This is a genomic window from Flavobacterium sp. GQ95, assembly GCF_059758655.1.
In genome coordinates, this window is the sequence record NZ_JCAXEB010000001.1 from 108,318 (window position 1) to 127,300 (window position 18,983).

At 33.6% G+C, this 18,983-nt stretch carries 11 protein-coding genes; 4 read left to right on the forward strand and 7 right to left on the reverse strand.

Annotated features, from left to right (window positions below):
- Positions 1–194: 194 nt before the first annotated feature.
- The 3 genes from AC6CH4_RS00445 to AC6CH4_RS00455 all read left to right on the forward strand — a co-directional run bounded on the left by AC6CH4_RS00445 (position 195) and on the right by AC6CH4_RS00455 (position 3,109).
- Positions 195–581 (forward strand): group III truncated hemoglobin, encoded by a 387-nt coding sequence (locus AC6CH4_RS00445; RefSeq protein WP_498099184.1) that lies wholly within the window; start codon positions 195–197, stop codon positions 579–581.
- A gap of 61 nt (positions 582–642) precedes the next feature.
- Complete coding sequence (locus tag AC6CH4_RS00450) at positions 643–1,083, forward strand: hypothetical protein (protein WP_498099186.1); 441 nt, start codon at positions 643–645, stop codon at positions 1,081–1,083.
- A gap of 268 nt (positions 1,084–1,351) precedes the next feature.
- Positions 1,352–3,109 carry an aromatic amino acid hydroxylase gene (locus AC6CH4_RS00455; protein WP_498099188.1) on the forward strand — a complete coding sequence of 586 codons (1,758 nt, stop codon included), beginning with the start codon at positions 1,352–1,354 and terminating at the stop codon, positions 3,107–3,109.
- 217 nt (positions 3,110–3,326) lie between these two features.
- Here AC6CH4_RS00455 and AC6CH4_RS00460 read toward each other — a convergent pair whose 3' ends face one another.
- From AC6CH4_RS00460 to AC6CH4_RS00480, 5 genes are all read right to left on the reverse strand, one after another.
- Positions 3,327–3,956: a DUF4230 domain-containing protein gene (locus AC6CH4_RS00460; RefSeq protein WP_498099190.1), complete on the reverse strand. Its 630-nt coding sequence runs from the start codon at positions 3,954–3,956 to the stop codon at positions 3,327–3,329.
- Between the two features lie 149 nt (positions 3,957–4,105).
- Positions 4,106–6,424 carry a translocation and assembly module lipoprotein TamL gene (gene tamL / locus AC6CH4_RS00465; RefSeq protein WP_498099192.1) on the reverse strand — a complete coding sequence of 773 codons (2,319 nt, stop codon included), beginning with the start codon at positions 6,422–6,424 and terminating at the stop codon, positions 4,106–4,108.
- The gene (locus AC6CH4_RS00470) at positions 6,408–11,498 is read right to left on the reverse strand and encodes a translocation/assembly module TamB domain-containing protein (protein WP_498099194.1); all 5,091 of its coding nucleotides are present in this window, start codon (positions 11,496–11,498) and stop codon (positions 6,408–6,410) included. The genes tamL and AC6CH4_RS00470 overlap by 17 nt, the downstream gene beginning before the upstream one ends.
- A 192-nt stretch (positions 11,499–11,690) precedes the next feature.
- The gene (locus AC6CH4_RS00475; RefSeq protein WP_498099196.1) at positions 11,691–12,650 is read right to left on the reverse strand and encodes a GSCFA domain-containing protein; all 960 of its coding nucleotides are present in this window, start codon (positions 12,648–12,650) and stop codon (positions 11,691–11,693) included.
- A gap of 106 nt (positions 12,651–12,756) precedes the next feature.
- Positions 12,757–13,536: a hypothetical protein gene (locus AC6CH4_RS00480; protein ID WP_498099198.1), complete on the reverse strand. Its 780-nt coding sequence runs from the start codon at positions 13,534–13,536 to the stop codon at positions 12,757–12,759.
- A 291-nt stretch (positions 13,537–13,827) separates the two neighbouring features.
- Between AC6CH4_RS00480 and AC6CH4_RS00485 the strand changes: the two genes are divergently transcribed.
- Positions 13,828–15,573 (forward strand): ABC transporter ATP-binding protein, encoded by a 1,746-nt coding sequence (locus AC6CH4_RS00485; RefSeq protein WP_498099200.1) that lies wholly within the window; start codon positions 13,828–13,830, stop codon positions 15,571–15,573.
- Between the two features lie 136 nt (positions 15,574–15,709).
- On the opposite strand, the gene AC6CH4_RS00490 is transcribed toward AC6CH4_RS00485, so the two are convergent.
- Entirely contained in the window at positions 15,710–16,282 is a 573-nt protein-coding gene (locus tag AC6CH4_RS00490; protein WP_498099202.1) for a hypothetical protein, read from the reverse strand.
- Between the two features lie 43 nt (positions 16,283–16,325).
- The gene (gene alaS / locus AC6CH4_RS00495) at positions 16,326–18,962 is read right to left on the reverse strand and encodes an alanine--tRNA ligase (RefSeq protein ID WP_498099204.1); all 2,637 of its coding nucleotides are present in this window, start codon (positions 18,960–18,962) and stop codon (positions 16,326–16,328) included.
- Between the last annotated feature and the right edge of the window lie 21 nt (positions 18,963–18,983).

An 18,983-nucleotide genomic window follows, 5' to 3' on the forward strand; every position in this document is an offset into this window, starting at 1 on the left:
GCAAAAAATCTTACTTTTAAAAATATCCCATTTACAAATATCTAAACAACAACAATTTAACAAGACGGCTTTACTAAAAAATACTTGTTATTTTAATCATTTTTGTAGAATAAATTAGGAGTAAAAATGACAAATATCAATAAAGGAGATAAAGTTTAATCGTATTTTTGCAATTCAATTTTTATATCAAAAACATGGCTGCTTTTAAAGATATTTCAAACATAGAAGACATAAAATTAATGGTCGACACATTTTATAATAAAGTTCGAAAGGACGATCTTCTTGGTCCAATTTTTAATGATAAACTACAAGACCGTTGGCCTATGCATTTACAAAAAATGTACGGCTTTTGGCAAACCATTTTATTCGATGTTCGTGCTTATTCAGGAACCCCTTTTCCACCACACAAACAATTACCTGTAGATAAAACTCATTTTGACCGTTGGGTTTTTCTTTTTAATTCTTCAATCGATGGGCTTTTTGTGGGAACTCTTACTGAAGAAGCCAAAATGAGAGCTGAAAATATGGCGTATATGTTCAACCATAAAATTGATTATTTCAGAAATTTAGAGAATCAATAAAAATTAATTCAAATCACATTCCGAAATAACTAAATTTGGCTGAAACAATTTTTATTAAAACATGAAAAAAGCATTACTCTCCATTCTATTTTGCCTCTTTATCAGTATTGCTGCAAATGCTCAAGCCTCCAAAAGCAATTTATATAAAGGCACAATTGATGGAAAAATAGCCGTTACTTTTTTTATCAAGACAGAAGAAAACCCCTGCACAGCCGATTTACAATATACTGCAATGTATCGTTATGATAAATCAGGAAGCTGGATTCAATTGGATATTACTCAAAATACCAAAAACGAAAATCAGTTTGCGTTAGTAGAACATGGATTTACCGGTATTATGATTTTGAAAAAAGAAGAAACTACTTTTAGTGGTTTATGGATAAGTTCTGACAGTAAAAAACAATTGAAAGTAGAACTGAAAGAAGCCAAAATGACTAAAAAAGAAACGGAATCTTACGAAGCCAAAATGGAAAAAGTTAATTATGAAAATAATGACTGCTAGTAACTGGCATTTCTAAATTCGAAAATATTCTTTTGAAAACGAATCCCCTAGCCCCGATGGGAGGGAAAATCCTTTTGTGCCGGGGTTCGGCACAAAAGATTTGGAAGGACAGCGGGAAATAGCTCCTAAAAACCATAATACTTCTCAAAACAAAATTTCTATTAAAACCTCAATAAAAAACACTTTCGAACAAAAAAATTGTGATGAATAGCAAAAATTAGTGCCTTAAATTCGTAATTTTACATTCTTAATCTACAACGTTTTCGAAATGAATCCAAATATTGAGACAAACCCGTTATTAGAGCGCTTGCCTAAACATTTAAAGCAATTTATTAAACCTCAGGATTATAGCGATTATACGCCAATTAATCAGGCAGTTTGGCGTTATGTGATGCGCAAGAATGTAGATTATTTATCAAAAGTTGCTCATCATTCGTATTTGGATGGTTTGAAGAAAACGGGAATCGAAGTTGATTCTATTCCGAGTATGTATGGAATGAACCGTATCCTGACTGAAATTGGCTGGGCTGCCGTTGCTGTTGATGGTTTTATTCCGCCAAATGCATTTATGGAATTCCAGGCTTATAACGTTTTGGTTATTGCTTCAGATATCAGACAATTAGAACATATTGAATATACACCTGCACCAGACATTATTCACGAAGGTGCCGGCCACGCCCCTATTATTGCGAATCCTGAATACGCAGAATACTTGAGACGTTTTGGGGAAATTGGCTGTAAAGCGATTTCATCTCATAAAGATTATCAAATGTACGAAGCGATTCGTTTGCTTTCGATTTTGAAAGAAGCGGAAGATACACCACAGGAAAAAATTGACAAAGCTGAGAAAGCTGTTGCCGATTTGCAAAACAATATGGGCGAACTATCTGAAATGGCTCAAATTCGTAACTTACATTGGTGGACAGTAGAATATGGCTTGATTGGAACTGTTGAAGATCCAAAAATTTATGGCGCCGGATTACTTTCTTCTATAGGAGAAAGCGCCTGGTGTATGACGGATAACGTCAAAAAAATCCCTTATGATATTTCGGCTGCGAATCAGAATTTTGATATTACGCAGTTACAACCTCAACTTTACGTAACTCCTACTTTTTCTTATTTGAGTTTGATTTTGGAGGAATTTGCCAATAAAATGGCGTTGAGAACCGGAGGTCTTTCAGGAATTCAGAAATTAATTCATTCGAATGCTTTGGGTACAATTGAATTGAGTACCGGTTTACAAATTTCAGGAGTTTTTACCAATGTTCTGGAAGAGGAAGGAAAACCAGTTTACATTCAGACTACCGGAAAAACCGCTTTATCATACCGTGAAAAAGAATTAGTCGGTCACGGAACTTTGACACATCCACACGGATTTGGTAGTCCGATTGGGAAACTAAAAGGCTTCAATTTAGCAATTGAAGATATGAGTCCGAAGGATTTACAGGCTTATAGTATTGTTGAAAATGAAACCGTTAAATTAGAATTCGAGGGTAATATTATTGTAGAAGGAGAAATCATTACAGGTTCCAGAAACTTACACGGAGAAATCATTTTAATCAGTTTTAAAAATTGCACCGTAACGCATGGTGAAACGATTTTGTTTCAGCCTGATTGGGGAAATTACGATATGGCCATTGGTAAAAAAGTGGTTTCTGCTTTTTCCGGTCCAGCGGATGTAAATAGTTTTGATCTGATCAATATTGTTCCGGCTTCTCAAACTATTAAAGCAAAACATACAGATGAACGCGATGATTTAGAAGTTCTTTATCAGACTGTTCGTTCCATAAGAGAAAACAAAGATTCAAAATCAGAACTACAAACTGTTTTTGAAAAATTAAAAAATAATCATGCTAATGATTGGTTGCTTTCTATTGAAATTGCAGAGCTTTTGAAGGATTCAGAAGAGAAACAATTATTACAAGAAGTATTGGTTTATCTGGATCAATTGAAAGAAAAACGTCCTGAAGTAGCTCATTTAATTTCTGGTGGACTGGATTTGATTTTCGATAAGGAAGCCGTTTAGAGTTTTGCCACGAAGGCGTAAATAAGCTAAGATTTTTTTTACAAAATTGAATAGCAGAACTGTTTGTCATTTCGAGGAACGAGAAATCCTCGCAAGTAACTCCGCAACGAGGATCTAATCTTTGTCGAGCTTCTCGCGAGGATTTCTCGTTCCTCGAAATGACAAAATTGCAAAAATACCTTTGAACCTTTGGATCTCTGCCCCTTTGAACCTTCTTTTACAACTTCAAATCCTGATTAAAATCTTTATCAGATTCTATTGTTTTACCATTGTATTGTAATTTCCACCCCATAGAATTCGTCAAAATCAAAATCTTTGATAATTCACTAATCAATCTGTTTTGAGCGTTTGTTTTCAGGGATGAATTCTCAATTTTCTTGGCCAGATTTGCTTTAACCGATTTATTGATTTTATTGTAATCATCTCCCGTAAACGGATTCAACTGACTTTGCTCGACATCATAAAACTTAATATCCGGGTTGATGGTAATTTCTTCTTTTGGAATATTTAAAATCGTAATGGTTTTATTTTTTTCGTCGATGTCGTATTTCATTTTATGCAAATCGTAGGCAACAGTAACATTTGCATTTACGACAACTAATGCTTTCTTCTCAAAAGAAACCATATCCAGAAAATATTTCTGCTGATTTTTATAGGTGATCACTTCTGAGAAATGTCCTTCGGTGACAACCAATTTTCCGACATTTAGAATTTGCTGTTGAATTAAATTGGTATTGTATTCAATATCCTTATCATCATCTTTTTTAAACTGACAAAATTTGAAGGCCAGGATTATTAAGAATACGACTGATGCTAAAACTAAAATTCTTTTGAGTGTATTTTGCATTACTTTATTTTATTAGACCAATTTACTTCTTTTTTTGAAAAGGCAAATCAAAAGATGGCCACGAATTCACGAATTTAAAATTTGTAAAATTTGATCTTAGCTTATCAACTTGTATTAGAAAAAATTCGTGAATTCGTGGCGATTGTTTTTTAAAATGGATATCCAATAGCAATATTCAAAATCAGATTTTCTTTTCTCCATGGGCCGCTTCCAAAATCGATATCTTTAATTACCCATCTTTCGCCATCAGGCAAATAAGGCTTCCTTAATGGAAAAGCCAAATCAGTTCTCAAAATAAAGAAAGAGACATCAAAACGTAATCCGACTCCGGCGCCAACGGCGATTTCTTTCATAAAATCCTTAGAAATTTCACCTCCTGGCTTATTCGGATCTTTATTCATAAGCCAAATATTTCCCGCATCGATAAATGCAGCGCCTTTTACAATACTAAAAAGTTTTGCCCTGTATTCGGTACTAAACTCCAATTTTAAATCTCCTGATTGATCTGGCAGATAATTGTTTTCTGTCTCTATATTAAGATAACTTCCAGGCCCAATTGATCTTGCTCTAAAAGCTCGAATACTATTCGTTCCACCAACTACAAACTGTTTAGATGTTGGCAACGCACTTGAATTTCCGTAAGGAATACCTGCTCCCACAATAATTCTACTGGCCAATTGACTTTCCTTTCCTAATTTTAAATAATGCCTAAAGTCACCTCTGAATTTTGCATATTGGCTAAAAGGAACATCAAAAACACTTTTCTGATTGCCCTCTTTAACATTTGCTCCTGTTACCAGTCCCGTGATATTTCCAGCCAAATCTGCTTCTCCACTAAAATAGAATGTATTCTTTTTACGTTTCTGCATCGTATTGGTATACGTGTATGTATAAGTCGGGCCAAAAATCAATTGTTTTTCGATTACTTTTCCCAACGATTCATCTTGTTGAATATCATCCAAATATTCTTGTGTTACATTATTTGGACTTACATAAGTAATATCCATTATATTCAGTTGATGTTCTTTTCTAACATTCTCTTTCCACATATAACCATAAGACGCTTTGAATGAATTCAAGGAATACAATTGTGTCCTGTTTTGATATTCATACCTCACTGTTGCTTTAGTTCTTGGCACATATTCGCTCGAACCTTCAACATGAAAAAACGGAACAATAAATCTCGGCCAGGTTAAACTGGTTTCTGTTCCCACTTTATAAATATTTTTACCGTTATTAGTGCCGGAAAGCTGAAAATCGGCTCCGCCAAAAACAGAAACGGTAAGTAATTCGGCTCCTTTAAACAAGTTTCTATTATTCCAATTGACATTCAGTTCTGTACCAGTATAACTCGCCGAATTGGTTTTTCCCAAAACTTCAACACGAATAAATTTCTTCGGAAGCAACGTTAAGTAATAATACGAATCTAAAGTCTTCGGCAAACTGTCTGAAGGTTTGAATTCATTTTTCACAAAACTGAAAGTTCCCAGATTCACAAAACGATTCAGCGTTAAATTGTGGTCTTTTCGATTGTACAAATCTCCCTTTTTAAAGTAAATTGTACGATCAAAAACCCGTGGATTAAAAGTATTTGCCGTGTCGATAATGGTAAAATCTTTGTACTGAACAACATCTTCCGGTTTGTATTTCAGGCTATCTTTTGAAATAGCGAAATTTGGATATACTATGATCTTATTAATTTTATAGGCTGTAAGTGCTTTTGGCGGTGCATCGGCTTTTATTACCAGTTTGATTTTTACTTCATGATCGCCTTTACTGCTGTCGACCTGAGCTAAAATGTAATCCGGATTAAAATAAAAATAACCTCGTTCTTTCAGCCTTGCATCTATCCTTTCTCTTTCTGCTTTAATGATATCCAAATCATACGGTTTTCCTACTTTCAATAAACTTCTTCGGCTTGATCTTCCAATTATTCTTGACATTGCCAGAGAATCATCCGGAAAAGTCACACTTTTAATGATATATTGCTTTTTCGGTATAACGGTATATTCCGCTGTAGCTCTTTTATTCTTAGCTGTGGAATCGGCACTGACACGTGCTTTAAAATAACCGCGGTTTTCAGTAAAACTTCTCAAAACGGATGCATTGTAATCTAAATCGACTTTACCAAAAAGAACAGGCGGCTCGCCTACTTTTGTACGTAACCAATATCTGATTCCTTTTTCTTTTTTAGGTTCGCCTGCGATATTATAAATCCATAATTTAGGACGTAATCCTAAAAACTGTTTGTTAGGTTTAGGACGTAACAAATCTTCCAGTTCCTTCTCCAGTTCTTTTCTTTCTTTCTTTTTAATAACAGAATCTTTTACTGTCACAGAACCTCCTGTGTACAATAATTCGCCTTCTGGCAGGTATTTCGTATTACTGCATCCAAAAACAAAAAATAAGGACAGCGCAATAAAATACCTGATATATTCCGTTTTTATATTGCTATGTTTTTTGTTCATCTCCTTCTAATTGATTTTCGCCTTTTTCTTTATTCTCTTTATCTTTAAGTTTTTTCTTTTCCTTGCGTAGTTTTTCTTCTTTAATCATTTCTTTTTCTGCTAAACTTCTATGGAAAAGCTCTCTAAATTTATTATAACTCATTGTAATAATAAAAGCAACTCCCGTTTCAATAACCTGACCTTCAACCGCAACCTGATATTCATTTTTTCGATAAGCGCGAAGCATATAACGACCGTCTTTGGTTAATTGATAATCCAATGCCACGTCGCCGGCAATATTGGTACTTTCTTCATTCGCTCGCTCTTGGCCCTCGACTGCAAAACTGCTTCCAACAGTCACTTTTAATCTATCGTCCAAAAGCTTTTTAGAAATCCCAACATTTAAATCAGTTCTATCTTCTCTGGTTCCTGAAGTATAATCATCCGTAGATTCCAGATCAAATTCTAATTGAACTCCGGAGATCAATTCTCCGGCTAAATCATTTAATTGTTGAGACAGAATTTTGCTCACACTTTGTCTGGCCAATGATTCTGCACTTGTTCCCCCAGCTTCGCTCGCAAACGGATTTTCACCAATAAATCTGTTCAATAATAAAAGAGCGAAAACCTGCTTGTTTAATTCGGCTGGCTCTTGTCGCAATTGTTCTAATTTTTGCTGTGTCGTTTCTACGATCGCAGATGATACATCATAATTTCCATCTGGCAGGACAATATCAAAAGTGATTTCAGGCTTCATTAATTCGCCATTCATTTTCAACAAAGTCTGAAACGGTATTTTTTGTTTATAGGTATTTTTAACGGTTTGAGAGTCATTTCCCAACTGATTTCCTAACAAATCAATTGGTGCTGCGTCTACCTTATAAATAGCGGTAATATTTACGTTCGCCATCGTTGGTTCACCGTTCCAGATAATATAACTTCCTTTCTGAATATTGAATTTTCTTCGGATCATGTTGAAATTCATTTCGTACGCACCATCTGAAAATTCATATTTCCCGGTTAAAGTTGTTTTTCCTGACGGATCAATTCCTCCTGTCAGTTCCGCTTCACCTTTTAGATTCAAATAATCTCCGTTTCCTTTATCAATTACCAAAGTAAGATCGGCTTCTTTATCTATTGAGATCGCTACATTCACATCCATACCAAGTAACTCTGACTGATCCAGTTTTTCTTTCATCGCAGCCGTTTGTTTCAGATACAGATTATCTTCATCTACAAACTCAACAATTCCTTCTCTGTCTGCAATAGATGGATCAGATTGTGGCAAAACAACCGAAAATTTTGTATCGTCCTTGATTTTGATAGTACCCCCAACAACAGGGTTTTCCAGTGTTCCTTTGATATTCAGTTTGGTATCTAAAATCAAATCTCCATAAAACAAATCGTTATCTTTTTCTTTAGAATGAATGGCTCTAAAGTCATCCGCAACGACGGTTAAGCCGAAATCAAAATTGGTATAATCTGCTGATTTAATAGTTCCGTTTATTGTCAGTTTATTTTCATTTTCATCTTGTAAAGTGAAACTGTCAAAAGTAATTACATCATTTTGAAGCGTAATTTTTTCATTGGCCGTTTTGAAATACGAATCGAATTTCGTGACTCTAAAACCGGCATCATTAAAATTCAATTCTCCATTCACTTTTGGTGCACTGGCATTTCCTGTAATTTTGAAATTGCCTGATAAATATCCGGTTCCTTCTTTAATGTTATCCATGCTGAAGCCCTGAATACTTTTAATATTCAGTTTATTCAGATCAAGATTAAAGTCGAGATTTCCATCGGCAATGCTATATGTTCCTGTTAGATTTACGTCGTTATCTTCTCCGGTTAGTGTGACATTGGCGTTCAATAAATTATTGGTTTTATTGTCTACTTTAACTGCAATATCACCAACTGGTTCTCCTTTAAAAGCGAAGTCATCTATTTTTATGTCTGATGTAAAAGTTGGTTTTGTCATCACATTTTCGGCAACAGCATTTCCATTGATCAAACCCTGCATTAACAATTTATCTTTTTTGACCATATTCATAATGGTCTCGATTTTGAAGTTTACGAAATCAACTTGAAGTGGCGCATTATCCTGAGTTCCCTGAGATTGGATTTTTAGTTCGTTTCCTGAATTATCTAAAAAGAATTTATTTACGTAAAGCCTTTTTCCTCCAAATTCGACTGCATTTTCAGGATCGATATTCCATCTATCATAATTTAGGACAAAGTTTTCTGCATCGATTTTGAAGATGTTTTTAGAATCTTCTGCTTTAAATTCACCGGCAATAAAATACTGTTGTTTGTCCTTTGCATCTTTTACTTCCAATGCATAATCCAGGATATTATTTTCAATTTTTCCAGACAAACTCGTGAACGGAATTTTTAAAGAACCGCTCTCAATTGTGGCTACAGAAATCTGATATTCCAATGCATTTTCTTTGGCTTCGATATTTATTTTTCCGTCGGCGATGGTATTATCGGCATAAACAATTCTCGGAATAGTTCCTTTGATTTCTAAAGAATCGGTTACGTTATTGTATTTTCCTTCGATTTTAAGAGGTTCTAAACCAGTTAGTTTTGGAACCAGTTTAAAAAGAATTGGATCGTTATCAACCGTCAAAGTAAACGCTAAACGTTGTTCATCTGATTCTCCATTTACTTTCGGATTTTTTAAATCGATATATTTTGACAATGATTTTTTAATGGCCGAAACTAAAGTGGTCAATTTGTATTTTCCGTCCACTTCCGCTTTTAAAAATTGAGAAGAGATTTTGATGTTATTTCGGCTGTCATCTGAAAAGGCAATAACTCTGATGGAATCTAAAACAATTGGCTCTTTATCCTGTAAAACCTGAATGTTTGACAGAAATACTTTTCCGTTTAAAAAGTCAGGATTGCTATTGGCAATATCGGCGTCGATATTTCCACGCAATTTCATTGGTCCGGCGTGAAGATGCAGTTTTTCTAAATCGGCTATATCCAGGTTTAACTTTAACTGAATGGCCGGATATTTATCTTTTGTGTTTCCGCTCGCGACTAAATCAAAATTCAAATTCGGATCTTTCATTCCAGATTTTACTGCGAATGAACCGTTTTCGATATTTCCTTTTAAGGCTAAATCTCTATAGGTATATTTATTGAAAACCGCTTTCTGAACCAAACCGTCAAAATCTGCCTGAGCTGTTTTTGGATCTAAACCTTTGCCTTTTACTTTCGCTTTGAGCGTAATTTTTCCGATCGAATCATTTTTGATCAATCTTCCTAAATCAAAATCTAGTAAATAAACAGTCGCATCGTATTTCTCTCTTCTTTTAACGCGCTGATCAAATAACGCATCTACTTTTGCATTTCCGAAACTGCTGTTTAAAACCAGATTGGTTTTGAAATTCTGAACCGAACCTTTAAATTTTCCCTGCAAACTCAATTGAGAAGGCAATTGAATATTCTTCGGAATTGTTCCCGCAGGCACAAATCCATAAATATCTTTTGAAGTACTTGAAAGTTTCTTAATATCTAAATCGTAATAGGCTTTTTGGGCATCTGGCAAACCTTTGATTTTTCCCGAAAGGGAAACTTTTGTAGTTCCGATTCCGCTCATTTCGAATTGGGGAATAGTCAAATCTTTTACTTTTCCACTTAAGCGTGTATTCAAATACAAAATCGCATTTGGATTACTTTTAAACGGATTTGTTTTCTGTAAATCCGGAGCAAATAATAAAATGTCTTTAAAACCAATTTTAGACTGATTTAAATTCGCATCCAGACTCAGATTAGCAATGTCCTTTTTTAAAGCATCAAGGGACGGATACGCAACTTTTATTTTATTCTGAAGAAGCGTTTGCGGTGTTCTTAAATACAAATTATCTAAAGACGCATTTTTGGGACCGTAAAAGAAATTTGTCTTTAAAGACTGAATCTGCAATCCGCTTTTATCATTTACCGCAAGCGATTTAATATTTCCTGAAATCGTGTCATTTCCGTAATACAATTTCTCGGCTTTAAAATTGAATTTATCCAAATCCATGTGACTGTAATCAATTCCTTTTGAAAGCGGTTTCGATTGCATATCATCAAATTTGAAAGCGATATTTTCTAAATTGACATCGGCCAGTTTTACCTTCCAGCCGGATTGTTTGATTGAAGTTGTATCTAAACTTGGCGCTTGGATTTGTTTGTCTTTTGCACCCAAACGTAAATTCCCTTTAAGGTTTTTTACTTCGAAAGTATCAAAATCCAAAAACTGATTGTTCATATCAATTTTATTTACTGATAAATCCAGATTGCCGAGTTTTATTCCCGAATCTAATTTGGAATCTTTATTATCATAGACAATATCAATTTTTGACAAACTGATTTTTCCAAGCTTTAAACTGAAATCTTTCCTTTTAGAAATCGTATCAACAGTTTTTACTGAAACTTCAGCAATCTTCTCTACAACATCCTGATTCAATACTACTTTCAATCCATTTAACGCAATATTCGGAATATCGAAATTCATTTTATCCAAATCGAATTCTTTGAATTTCGTATCAAAATGCGTCAGTCTTACCCGAACATCATTTTTAGAATAATCATCTTTAAAATTGAATTTGACATTGTCGAGATTTACTTTTACAACTGATATTTTAAAAGGCTTGCTGTCCGGATCTTCAACTTTTGGTTCTTTCGATTCGAAAGCTTTAATGATATAATCAAAATTGAAAACACCATCCTTATTTCTGGAGATGTTGGCAGTAGTATTTTCCAAGGAGACAGAATTAATTTCAAGTTCGCTGCTTACCAGCTTAAACAAATCAACATCAACTACTAAACGTTTTCCTGCAAATAAAGTATCTTTCTTTTGATCTTCAAAGTAGAAACCTTCCAAGACTACATCTTTTGGAAATTTAATAGAAATATGATCTAATGAAACTTTGGTTTTGATCTTATCATGCAGATAACTAATCGCTTTGTCCTTAACGAAATTCTGCACTGATGGAACCTGGATTAAAATAATAACAAGCAATAAAAGTGCAATTATAGAACCCACGCACCAGAGAAGTACACGAAGTGTTTTTTTAAGAAAATGAATGGTTTTCGTATTCATGCGTCAATAAAACACGTTAGATTAAAATTGCGTTATTATAAGGCTGTATTTATACAGTTTACAAAATTGAAAAATTTAAACTTTAACAATTTACACAATTTCGCTCAAATATTCTAGAATTTTACTGACAATAATTATTTTCCTACTTTTTTAAATTTGACACGAAGGCGCTAAGGCACGAAGAATTTGTTTTTAAAATTTCATATTGGGCCATCTTTCTCCCAAAGACTTTATTTTTTGCTGAAGTTTAGCAAGGAATTTTTGATGTTGTTCTGATTCAGGATTGAAGCTTTTGTGACGCAGGCTTTTTTGAATTTCGTCTACTTCCTGCATTAGAGAAATGCTTTCTTCCGAAATATAATTTTCACTGAATTTATGCCAGATAAAATCAATGGCGACCTGATTTGGGTGCAGCATGTCTTCCGCATAAAAACGATAATCACGAAGTTCATCCATCATTATTTCGTAAGAGGGAAAATAGGTTTGAGTTATGAGTTTTGAGTTATGAGTTTTTAAAACTTCATGAACTGCAGCAAATAAGTGCGATTTACTCAATTGATTTTCTGCGAAGCCGTCTTTGATGTGACGTACCGGAGAAATAGTAAAAATGAAGTTTATGTTGGGATTTATAGCCTGAATTAAATCGATTGTATTTTGGATGCTTTTCTGAATCACATCAACCGGCAATAATTCTTTTGAGAATTGTTTTTGAGGGACTTTATGGCAATTGGCCACTATTTCATCGCTTTCCAGATTTCTGTAGGTCCAGGACGTTCCATAAGTGATAATAATGTGCGTTGCTTCTTTTAAGTGTTTGTTGGTTTCTGAGATGGCTTTATTTAAAGTTTCAAGTAATTCTTGTCTGTCTGAATTACTTAAATCCGAATGTACTTCAAAAGAATGCCAGCGTTCGTTGTGAAAGAAAACATCTTTTTCTGTAAACCATTTTTCAGTAACCGTTCTCTCCATTACTTTTTCAATAGAAACCGGATTAAAAATAATTCCAAACGGATTTGTTTCATTCTGAAATTTAAAATAATCGAATTTATCCGCCATATTTTCAGCAAAACAAGAACCAAACGAAAGCACCTTTGAATTATAATCGATAGGATTATTGGATTTTGATAGCGGGATTTGGGTTCTGAATTGCATCGAAGTTTTTTATCAAAAATACAGTTTAAAAATCATTTACAAATCAAAAAAATCCCCAATTAACTATTATTGTCAATTGGGGATTATCTCTATTATTAAACGCTAATTAATAAGTAAATTCAAATTTTTCAGAATTTTTGGCATCTCCAACAAATATTTCAGTAAGAAAATTATTTGCATTGTATTTGTTAGTAGCAGTCAAGGTTTCTGTATGAGTAACTTTTCCAGTGCTATCATAACTTACCGTAGTGGTAGTTAGCTCATTATTTGCAGAATAAAAATCAAAAGTTTCATCTAAATCCAACAAAAGTTTTACTCCGGTTACATTTGTAAAAGGATTTTTTTTATCGTCAAATGTACTTGTGATTTTGTCTCTCTCTCCATTTATATATTCAGTAGAAACTATGTTCCCATTTGAAAAAGTATAAAGTGTAGTTGTATCATATTTAGTTTCCACCTTATTGCTTATTTCAGACTCATTTGCGTTCACTGTTCCGTTTGCGTTATAAACGAAAGTCAATTTTTGCTGAGGACTAGTACTAAAGGCTTTAGTAGTAATTTTAGAAACTAATTTTCCGTTTTCATATGCATAAACATCTGTAGAGTATAAAACACTTGATCTATACAACTCAACTTTAGTGATAAGATCTCCTGTATAAGTATAAACAGATCTTGAAGCATCAGAAAGTGCAATATCTTTCAACTTATTTCCGTCGTAAGTTATAGTATAGGTAATACTACCTGACTGTCCATCTTCAACAGTTGTTTCAATCATTTTTTTTGGTAATAATGTTGCTGAATCACCCTCTGTTGAAGAATCATCACTAGAACAAGAAGTCATTAATGCAATTGATAAAGCACTAAAAAGGCATAAAATTTTTTTCATTTTGATATAGGTTAAATTTTTAATTCCTGCAAACGTAATACAACCCAGAATCAAAACCTTACGGGATTCCGCATTGAAAAACATATAATAATTTAAATACTTCTTAATAGATTAAAAGTAAGCGGCATAAGTAAGTTAAATATTTTAATAAAAAAATAAACATTCAAACTTAAAGAGAAATGCTGGCGGTTTTACCTTTTAAAAAAATTACATTTTTAATAACAAAAACCATCTCTACAAAGCCAAACTATTCCCTACTTTTGCATCTTCTATTTTTAATAACCCTTCTATATGAAATTATTATATTCTTATATAATCAAACACAAAATGCTGCTGCTTTTTGCTTTGATTATGGCCTCTATAAACATTTGTTTCAGTTTATCTGACTCTATTATTACCGGTAAATTAATGCAGGATTGCGGTGTTGGATTGCACAAATATGCTGGAAATGAAATCGGTTTTATTAAATCTTTATCATTCTGGCTTGGACTTTCACTTGGTGCCGCAATGGTTTCAAGAATTACTAAAAATTTTCAGGATTACTTTACCAATGTCGTTATTCAGCGAACCGGAGCGCAAATGTATACAGACGGAATTAAAAAATCCCTTGATTTACCTTACGCAGAATTTGAAGACCAACGTAGCGGTGAAACTTTGAGTAAACTAACCAAAGTACGTTCTGATTCAGAGAAATTAATTACGCTTTCTATCTCTTTAATTTTTCAAACCGTAATCGGATTCATATTCGTTATTTTGTACGTTGCCCGAATCGATTATCGTATTTCGCTTATCTTTTTAGTTACTGCCCCCATTATCGCTTTAGTAAGTTCGTATCTGGGAAAAAAGATTAAAATTGTTTCTAAAAAAATCGTAAATCAAACCAATGCTTTGGCGGGTTCAACAACTGAAAGTTTAAGAAACATTGAGCTTGTAAAAAGTCTTGGATTAACCTATCAGGAAGAGAAACGTCTAAATTTAAATACGTTTAAAATTCTGCAATTGGAATTGGAAAAAATCCGTTTTATCAGAAGTTTGAGTTTTATTCAGGGAACCACAGTTCACTTTTTAAGAACCTGTGTGGTTTTTACATTGTATTATTTCTTATTCGGAAATAAAATTATTGTGGGTGATTTATTAACTATGGTATTTTTTACCTTTTTCATTTTTGGACCTTTACAGGAATTAGGAAATTTCATTATCGCTTTGAATGAAACCAAAGTTTCTATGGAAAACTTCAAAACTCTATTAAGTGCTCCGAAGGAATTCCGCCCAAAAAACCCGAAACACGTTGGAGCAATTCAATCCTTGCTTTTTTCTAATGTAAGTTTCAAACATAAAACGGCTAAATTCAAAGCGGTTGAAAATATTAATTTTGAAATCAAACAAGGAGAAACCATTGCTTTTGTTGGGCCGTCGGGTTCAGGAAAAACGACTTTAGTGAAATTATTGGTAGGATTATATACGCCCGCTGAAGGTCAGGTTCTCTATAACGAAATTGATTCAACCGAAATTGACTTATTAGATTTAAGAAAACAATTAGGTTTTGTAACGCAGGACGCACAATTATTTTCAGGAACTATTCGTGAGAATTTATTATTTGTAAAACCAAATGCAACCGATGATGATTTATACGATGCCTTAAAAAGAGCAAGTTGTGAAAAATTATTAAGACGTGCCGAGGACGGTCTAAACACCACTATCGGTGAAGGTGGAATTAAAGTTTCAGGTGGAGAAAAACAACGTTTATCAATCGCCAGAGCTATTCTAAGAAATCCGAATTTATTGATTTTTGATGAAGCAACTTCTGCTTTGGATTCTATTACTGAAGAAGAAATTAATGCAACTATTAGAAATATATCAGACAAAAACAGAATTACAGTTTTAATCGCGCATCGTTTATCTACTGTAATGCATGCTGATAAAATATTCGTATTGGAACAGGGGAAAATTATCGAGCAAGGAAAACACGAAGATTTAATTCTGGAAAAAGGTTTGTATTACGCTATGTGGCGTCAGCAAATTGGAGAAAGAAAATAGGCTAAGATACTAAGATTCTAAGTTGCTAAGTTTTTTAGACATAGAATCTTAAATAAAAAAACCGACAGATTAAAATCTGTCGGTTTTTTTATTTAAGCAAGGTTTAGAAGAGTCAAAGTTATCTTATGCTCAATCTTTACTTTAATTGAATGGCTAAATTTTTGGCGAGTTTTTCAAATGCACCAATAACTCTTTCATACTCATTGATTTCTATTGTTTTTTTCTCAATCCCAATAACTTTTTCAAAATGGACTACTAGTAGTTTTTTCGAATTAACAGTATCGAAAAAATCAATTCTCGCAGACAATTTAGCTGGTTCTATTGCATAACCTGGATAAATCCAAGTTAAATTTACCTTCATTAAATACTGAGAATCGTTAGCAATTTTACGTTCCTCTTTTTTAAAATAATTATTAAAATAATTTATAAATGCTGGATTATAATATACATCGCGATTTAAAAACCAATCCCGTTTAAAATTTGCAGCTTTTTCAGGATTAGATTTTCTTTTTTCCATTTTTTCTTTTAAAAATTCTTCTTCTGATTCAAAGCCATTCACTTGAATGTTTTCATAATTGAACTCTACTTTAAATGATTTAATGGCGTTTAAATTTTCAAATGACCCCTCATATATTTGATACCTTTGAGAATAACTAAATGATGTAAAAACAATTGAGACAATAATTATGAATTTTAGTTTTCTATACATATTTAGATTTTCAATTTAATACCTAAAAAAGCTTTATTTATAATTATTTTACAAAATCAACCGCATGAGCTAAAGCTTCAGCAATTCCAGCAGTATTTTTACCTTTTCCGGATGCGAAGAAAGGCTGCCCTCCTCCATTTCCTTCAATATATTTTCCTAATTCTTTGATCACGGCGTTTGCGTTTAAGCTTTTGCTCGCTACCAATTCTTTAGCGATATAACAGTGAATATTTGGTAATCCATCTTCAATTGAAGCTAAAAACACAAACGAATCTGCTTTTGAACTTCCTAAAGCTGATGCCAAATCTTTAGTCGATGCCATACTTAAATCAACTTGTTTGGCAAGGAAATTTACGCCATTAATTTCCTGGAAATCTTTCTCCAATTCTGATTTTAAAGCTCCAACTTTTTCTTTCAATAATTGCTCAATCTGCTTTTTCAGTTTCGCATTATCATCCTGCAAAGAAGCCACTGATTTTAAAATATCCTGTGGATTCTTTAATGTTTCTTTTATTTCAGATAAAGTATTCTCTTGATTTTGATAGAAGTTTTTCACCGCATCACCGGTAATCGCTTCAATACGACGAATTCCAGCTGCAACTGCACCTTCCGAAATAATTTTGAAATGCCAGATTTCTGCTGTGTTTTTTACGTGAATTCCACCGCAAAGTTCTTTGCTTTCACCAAATTCAATCATACGAACATTATCGCCATATTTCTCTCCAAATAAAGCCATCGCACCTTTATCCAATGCTTCTTTAATCGGAATATTTCTGTGTTCTACCAATTGTAATTGTGCTTCAATCTGAGCATTTACAGAAGCTTCAACCTGCTTAATTTCTTCATCAGAAACTTTGCTGAAATGCGAGAAGTCAAAACGCAGATAATTTGGATTTACCAATGATCCTTTTTGCTCCACATGCGTTCCTAAAATACTTCTCAATGCCAAATGCATTAAATGCGTAGCTGAGTGATTTTTTGACGTTGATGTTCTCAAATCAGTATTAACTTTTGCCACAAAACCTGCTTCCACGTTTTCAGGAAGTTGTTTTGCAAAATGCAAAATCAGGTTATTTTCTTTCTTGGTATCAACGATTTCAATTGTTTCGTTTGCAGAAACCAATGTTCCTTTATCACCTACCTGTCCTCCTCCTTCCGGATAAAAAGGTGTATTATCTAAAACAATTTGATACAAAATACCATCCTTTTTAGAATCAACTTTTCTTATTCTGGTGATTTTTACTTCGTTTTCTGTTTTATCATAACCAACAAATGTTTCTACATTTCCAGGAATCAAAACATTCCAGTCTTCTGTAGAAACTTCAGAAGCTGCACGAGAACGTGTTTTTTGTTTTTGCAATTCAACTTCAAATTCTTCTTCATTATAGGAGAAACCTTTTTCTTTTAGAATCAAAGCTGTTAAATCTTTCGGAAAACCAAATGTATCATACAATTCAAAAACTTTAGCACCAGAAACTTCTTTTCCTGTAGTTTCTGCTACAACATTTTCCAACAATTGTAATCCCTGATCCAACGTTCTTAAGAAAGAAGCTTCTTCTTCACGAATTACGTTGGTAACCAATTGTTGCTGTGATTTGATTTCAGGGAAAAACTCTCCCATTTGATTTGCCAAAACTTCTACCAGTTTATTGATAAAAGGTTCTTTTGTATTTAAGAATGTAAATCCGTAACGAATAGCACGACGCAAAATTCTACGAATTACATAACCAGCTCCAGTGTTTGATGGCAATTGTCCGTCAGCAATTGCAAACGCAACCGCACGAACGTGATCCACCACAACACGAATTGCAATATTTGTTTTGTTTTGTTCGTCTGAGATGTTTTTTACTTCATCAGAAGTATATTTTAAACCTGTAATTTGCTCTACTTTTTCGATAAGCGGTGTAAAAACATCCGTATCATAATTTGATGTTTTTCCCTGCAACGCCATACACAAACGCTCAAATCCCATTCCGGTATCAACGTGTTGTGCAGGAAGTTTTTCTAAAGATCCATCAGCTTTACGGTTAAATTCCATGAATACATTATTCCAGATTTCAACTACTTGCGGATGATCATTGTTTACTAAACTTTTTCCTGAAACAAGAGCTTTTTCTTCTTCAGAACGTAAATCAACGTGAATCTCAGAACAAGGTCCGCATGGTCCCTGATCTCCCATTTCCCAGAAATTATCTTTTTTATTTCCAAGAATAATTCGGTCTTCATCGATCAATGTTTTCCAGATATCCCAAGCCTCCTGATCAAAAGGTACATTATCTTCCTTGCTTCCTTCAAAAACAGAAACATAAAGATTTTCCTTTGGAATTTTATATACTTCTGTCAATAATTGCCAAGCCCAATTGATTGCTTCTTTCTTGAAATAATCTCCAAAAGACCAGTTACCCAACATCTCAAACATAGTATGATGATAGGTGTCAAAACCTACATCTTCAAGATCGTTATGTTTTCCTGAAACACGAAGACATTTTTGCGTATCGGCGATTCTTGGACTTTTTGGAGTTCCGTTTCCTAAAAAATATTCTTTAAACTGGGCCATTCCCGAGTTATTGAACATTAGTGTTGGATCGTCTTTAAGAACGATAGGAGCCGATGGAACAATAAGGTGTCCATTGCTTTTAAAAAAGTCTAAAAATTGTTTACGTACGTCTTGTGATTTCATATTTTATTAATGTGCCAATTT

Excerpts from the sequence above, each read along its gene's own strand:
- AC6CH4_RS00445 (WP_498099184.1), top strand. The coding sequence starts at position 195 with ATGGCTGCTTTTAAAGATATTTCAAACATAGAAGACATAAAATTAATG.
- AC6CH4_RS00450 (WP_498099186.1), top strand. The coding sequence starts at position 643 with ATGAAAAAAGCATTACTCTCCATTCTATTTTGCCTCTTTATCAGTATT.
- AC6CH4_RS00455 (WP_498099188.1), top strand. The coding sequence starts at position 1,352 with ATGAATCCAAATATTGAGACAAACCCGTTATTAGAGCGCTTGCCTAAA.
- AC6CH4_RS00460 (WP_498099190.1), bottom strand. The coding sequence starts at position 3,956 with ATGCAAAATACACTCAAAAGAATTTTAGTTTTAGCATCAGTCGTATTC.
- tamL (WP_498099192.1), bottom strand. The coding sequence starts at position 6,424 with ATGAACAAAAAACATAGCAATATAAAAACGGAATATATCAGGTATTTT.
- AC6CH4_RS00470 (WP_498099194.1), bottom strand. The coding sequence starts at position 11,498 with ATGAATACGAAAACCATTCATTTTCTTAAAAAAACACTTCGTGTACTT.
- AC6CH4_RS00475 (WP_498099196.1), bottom strand. The coding sequence starts at position 12,650 with ATGCAATTCAGAACCCAAATCCCGCTATCAAAATCCAATAATCCTATC.
- AC6CH4_RS00480 (WP_498099198.1), bottom strand. The coding sequence starts at position 13,536 with ATGAAAAAAATTTTATGCCTTTTTAGTGCTTTATCAATTGCATTAATG.
- AC6CH4_RS00485 (WP_498099200.1), top strand. The coding sequence starts at position 13,828 with ATGAAATTATTATATTCTTATATAATCAAACACAAAATGCTGCTGCTT.
- AC6CH4_RS00490 (WP_498099202.1), bottom strand. The coding sequence starts at position 16,282 with ATGTATAGAAAACTAAAATTCATAATTATTGTCTCAATTGTTTTTACA.
- alaS (WP_498099204.1), bottom strand. The coding sequence starts at position 18,962 with ATGAAATCACAAGACGTACGTAAACAATTTTTAGACTTTTTTAAAAGC.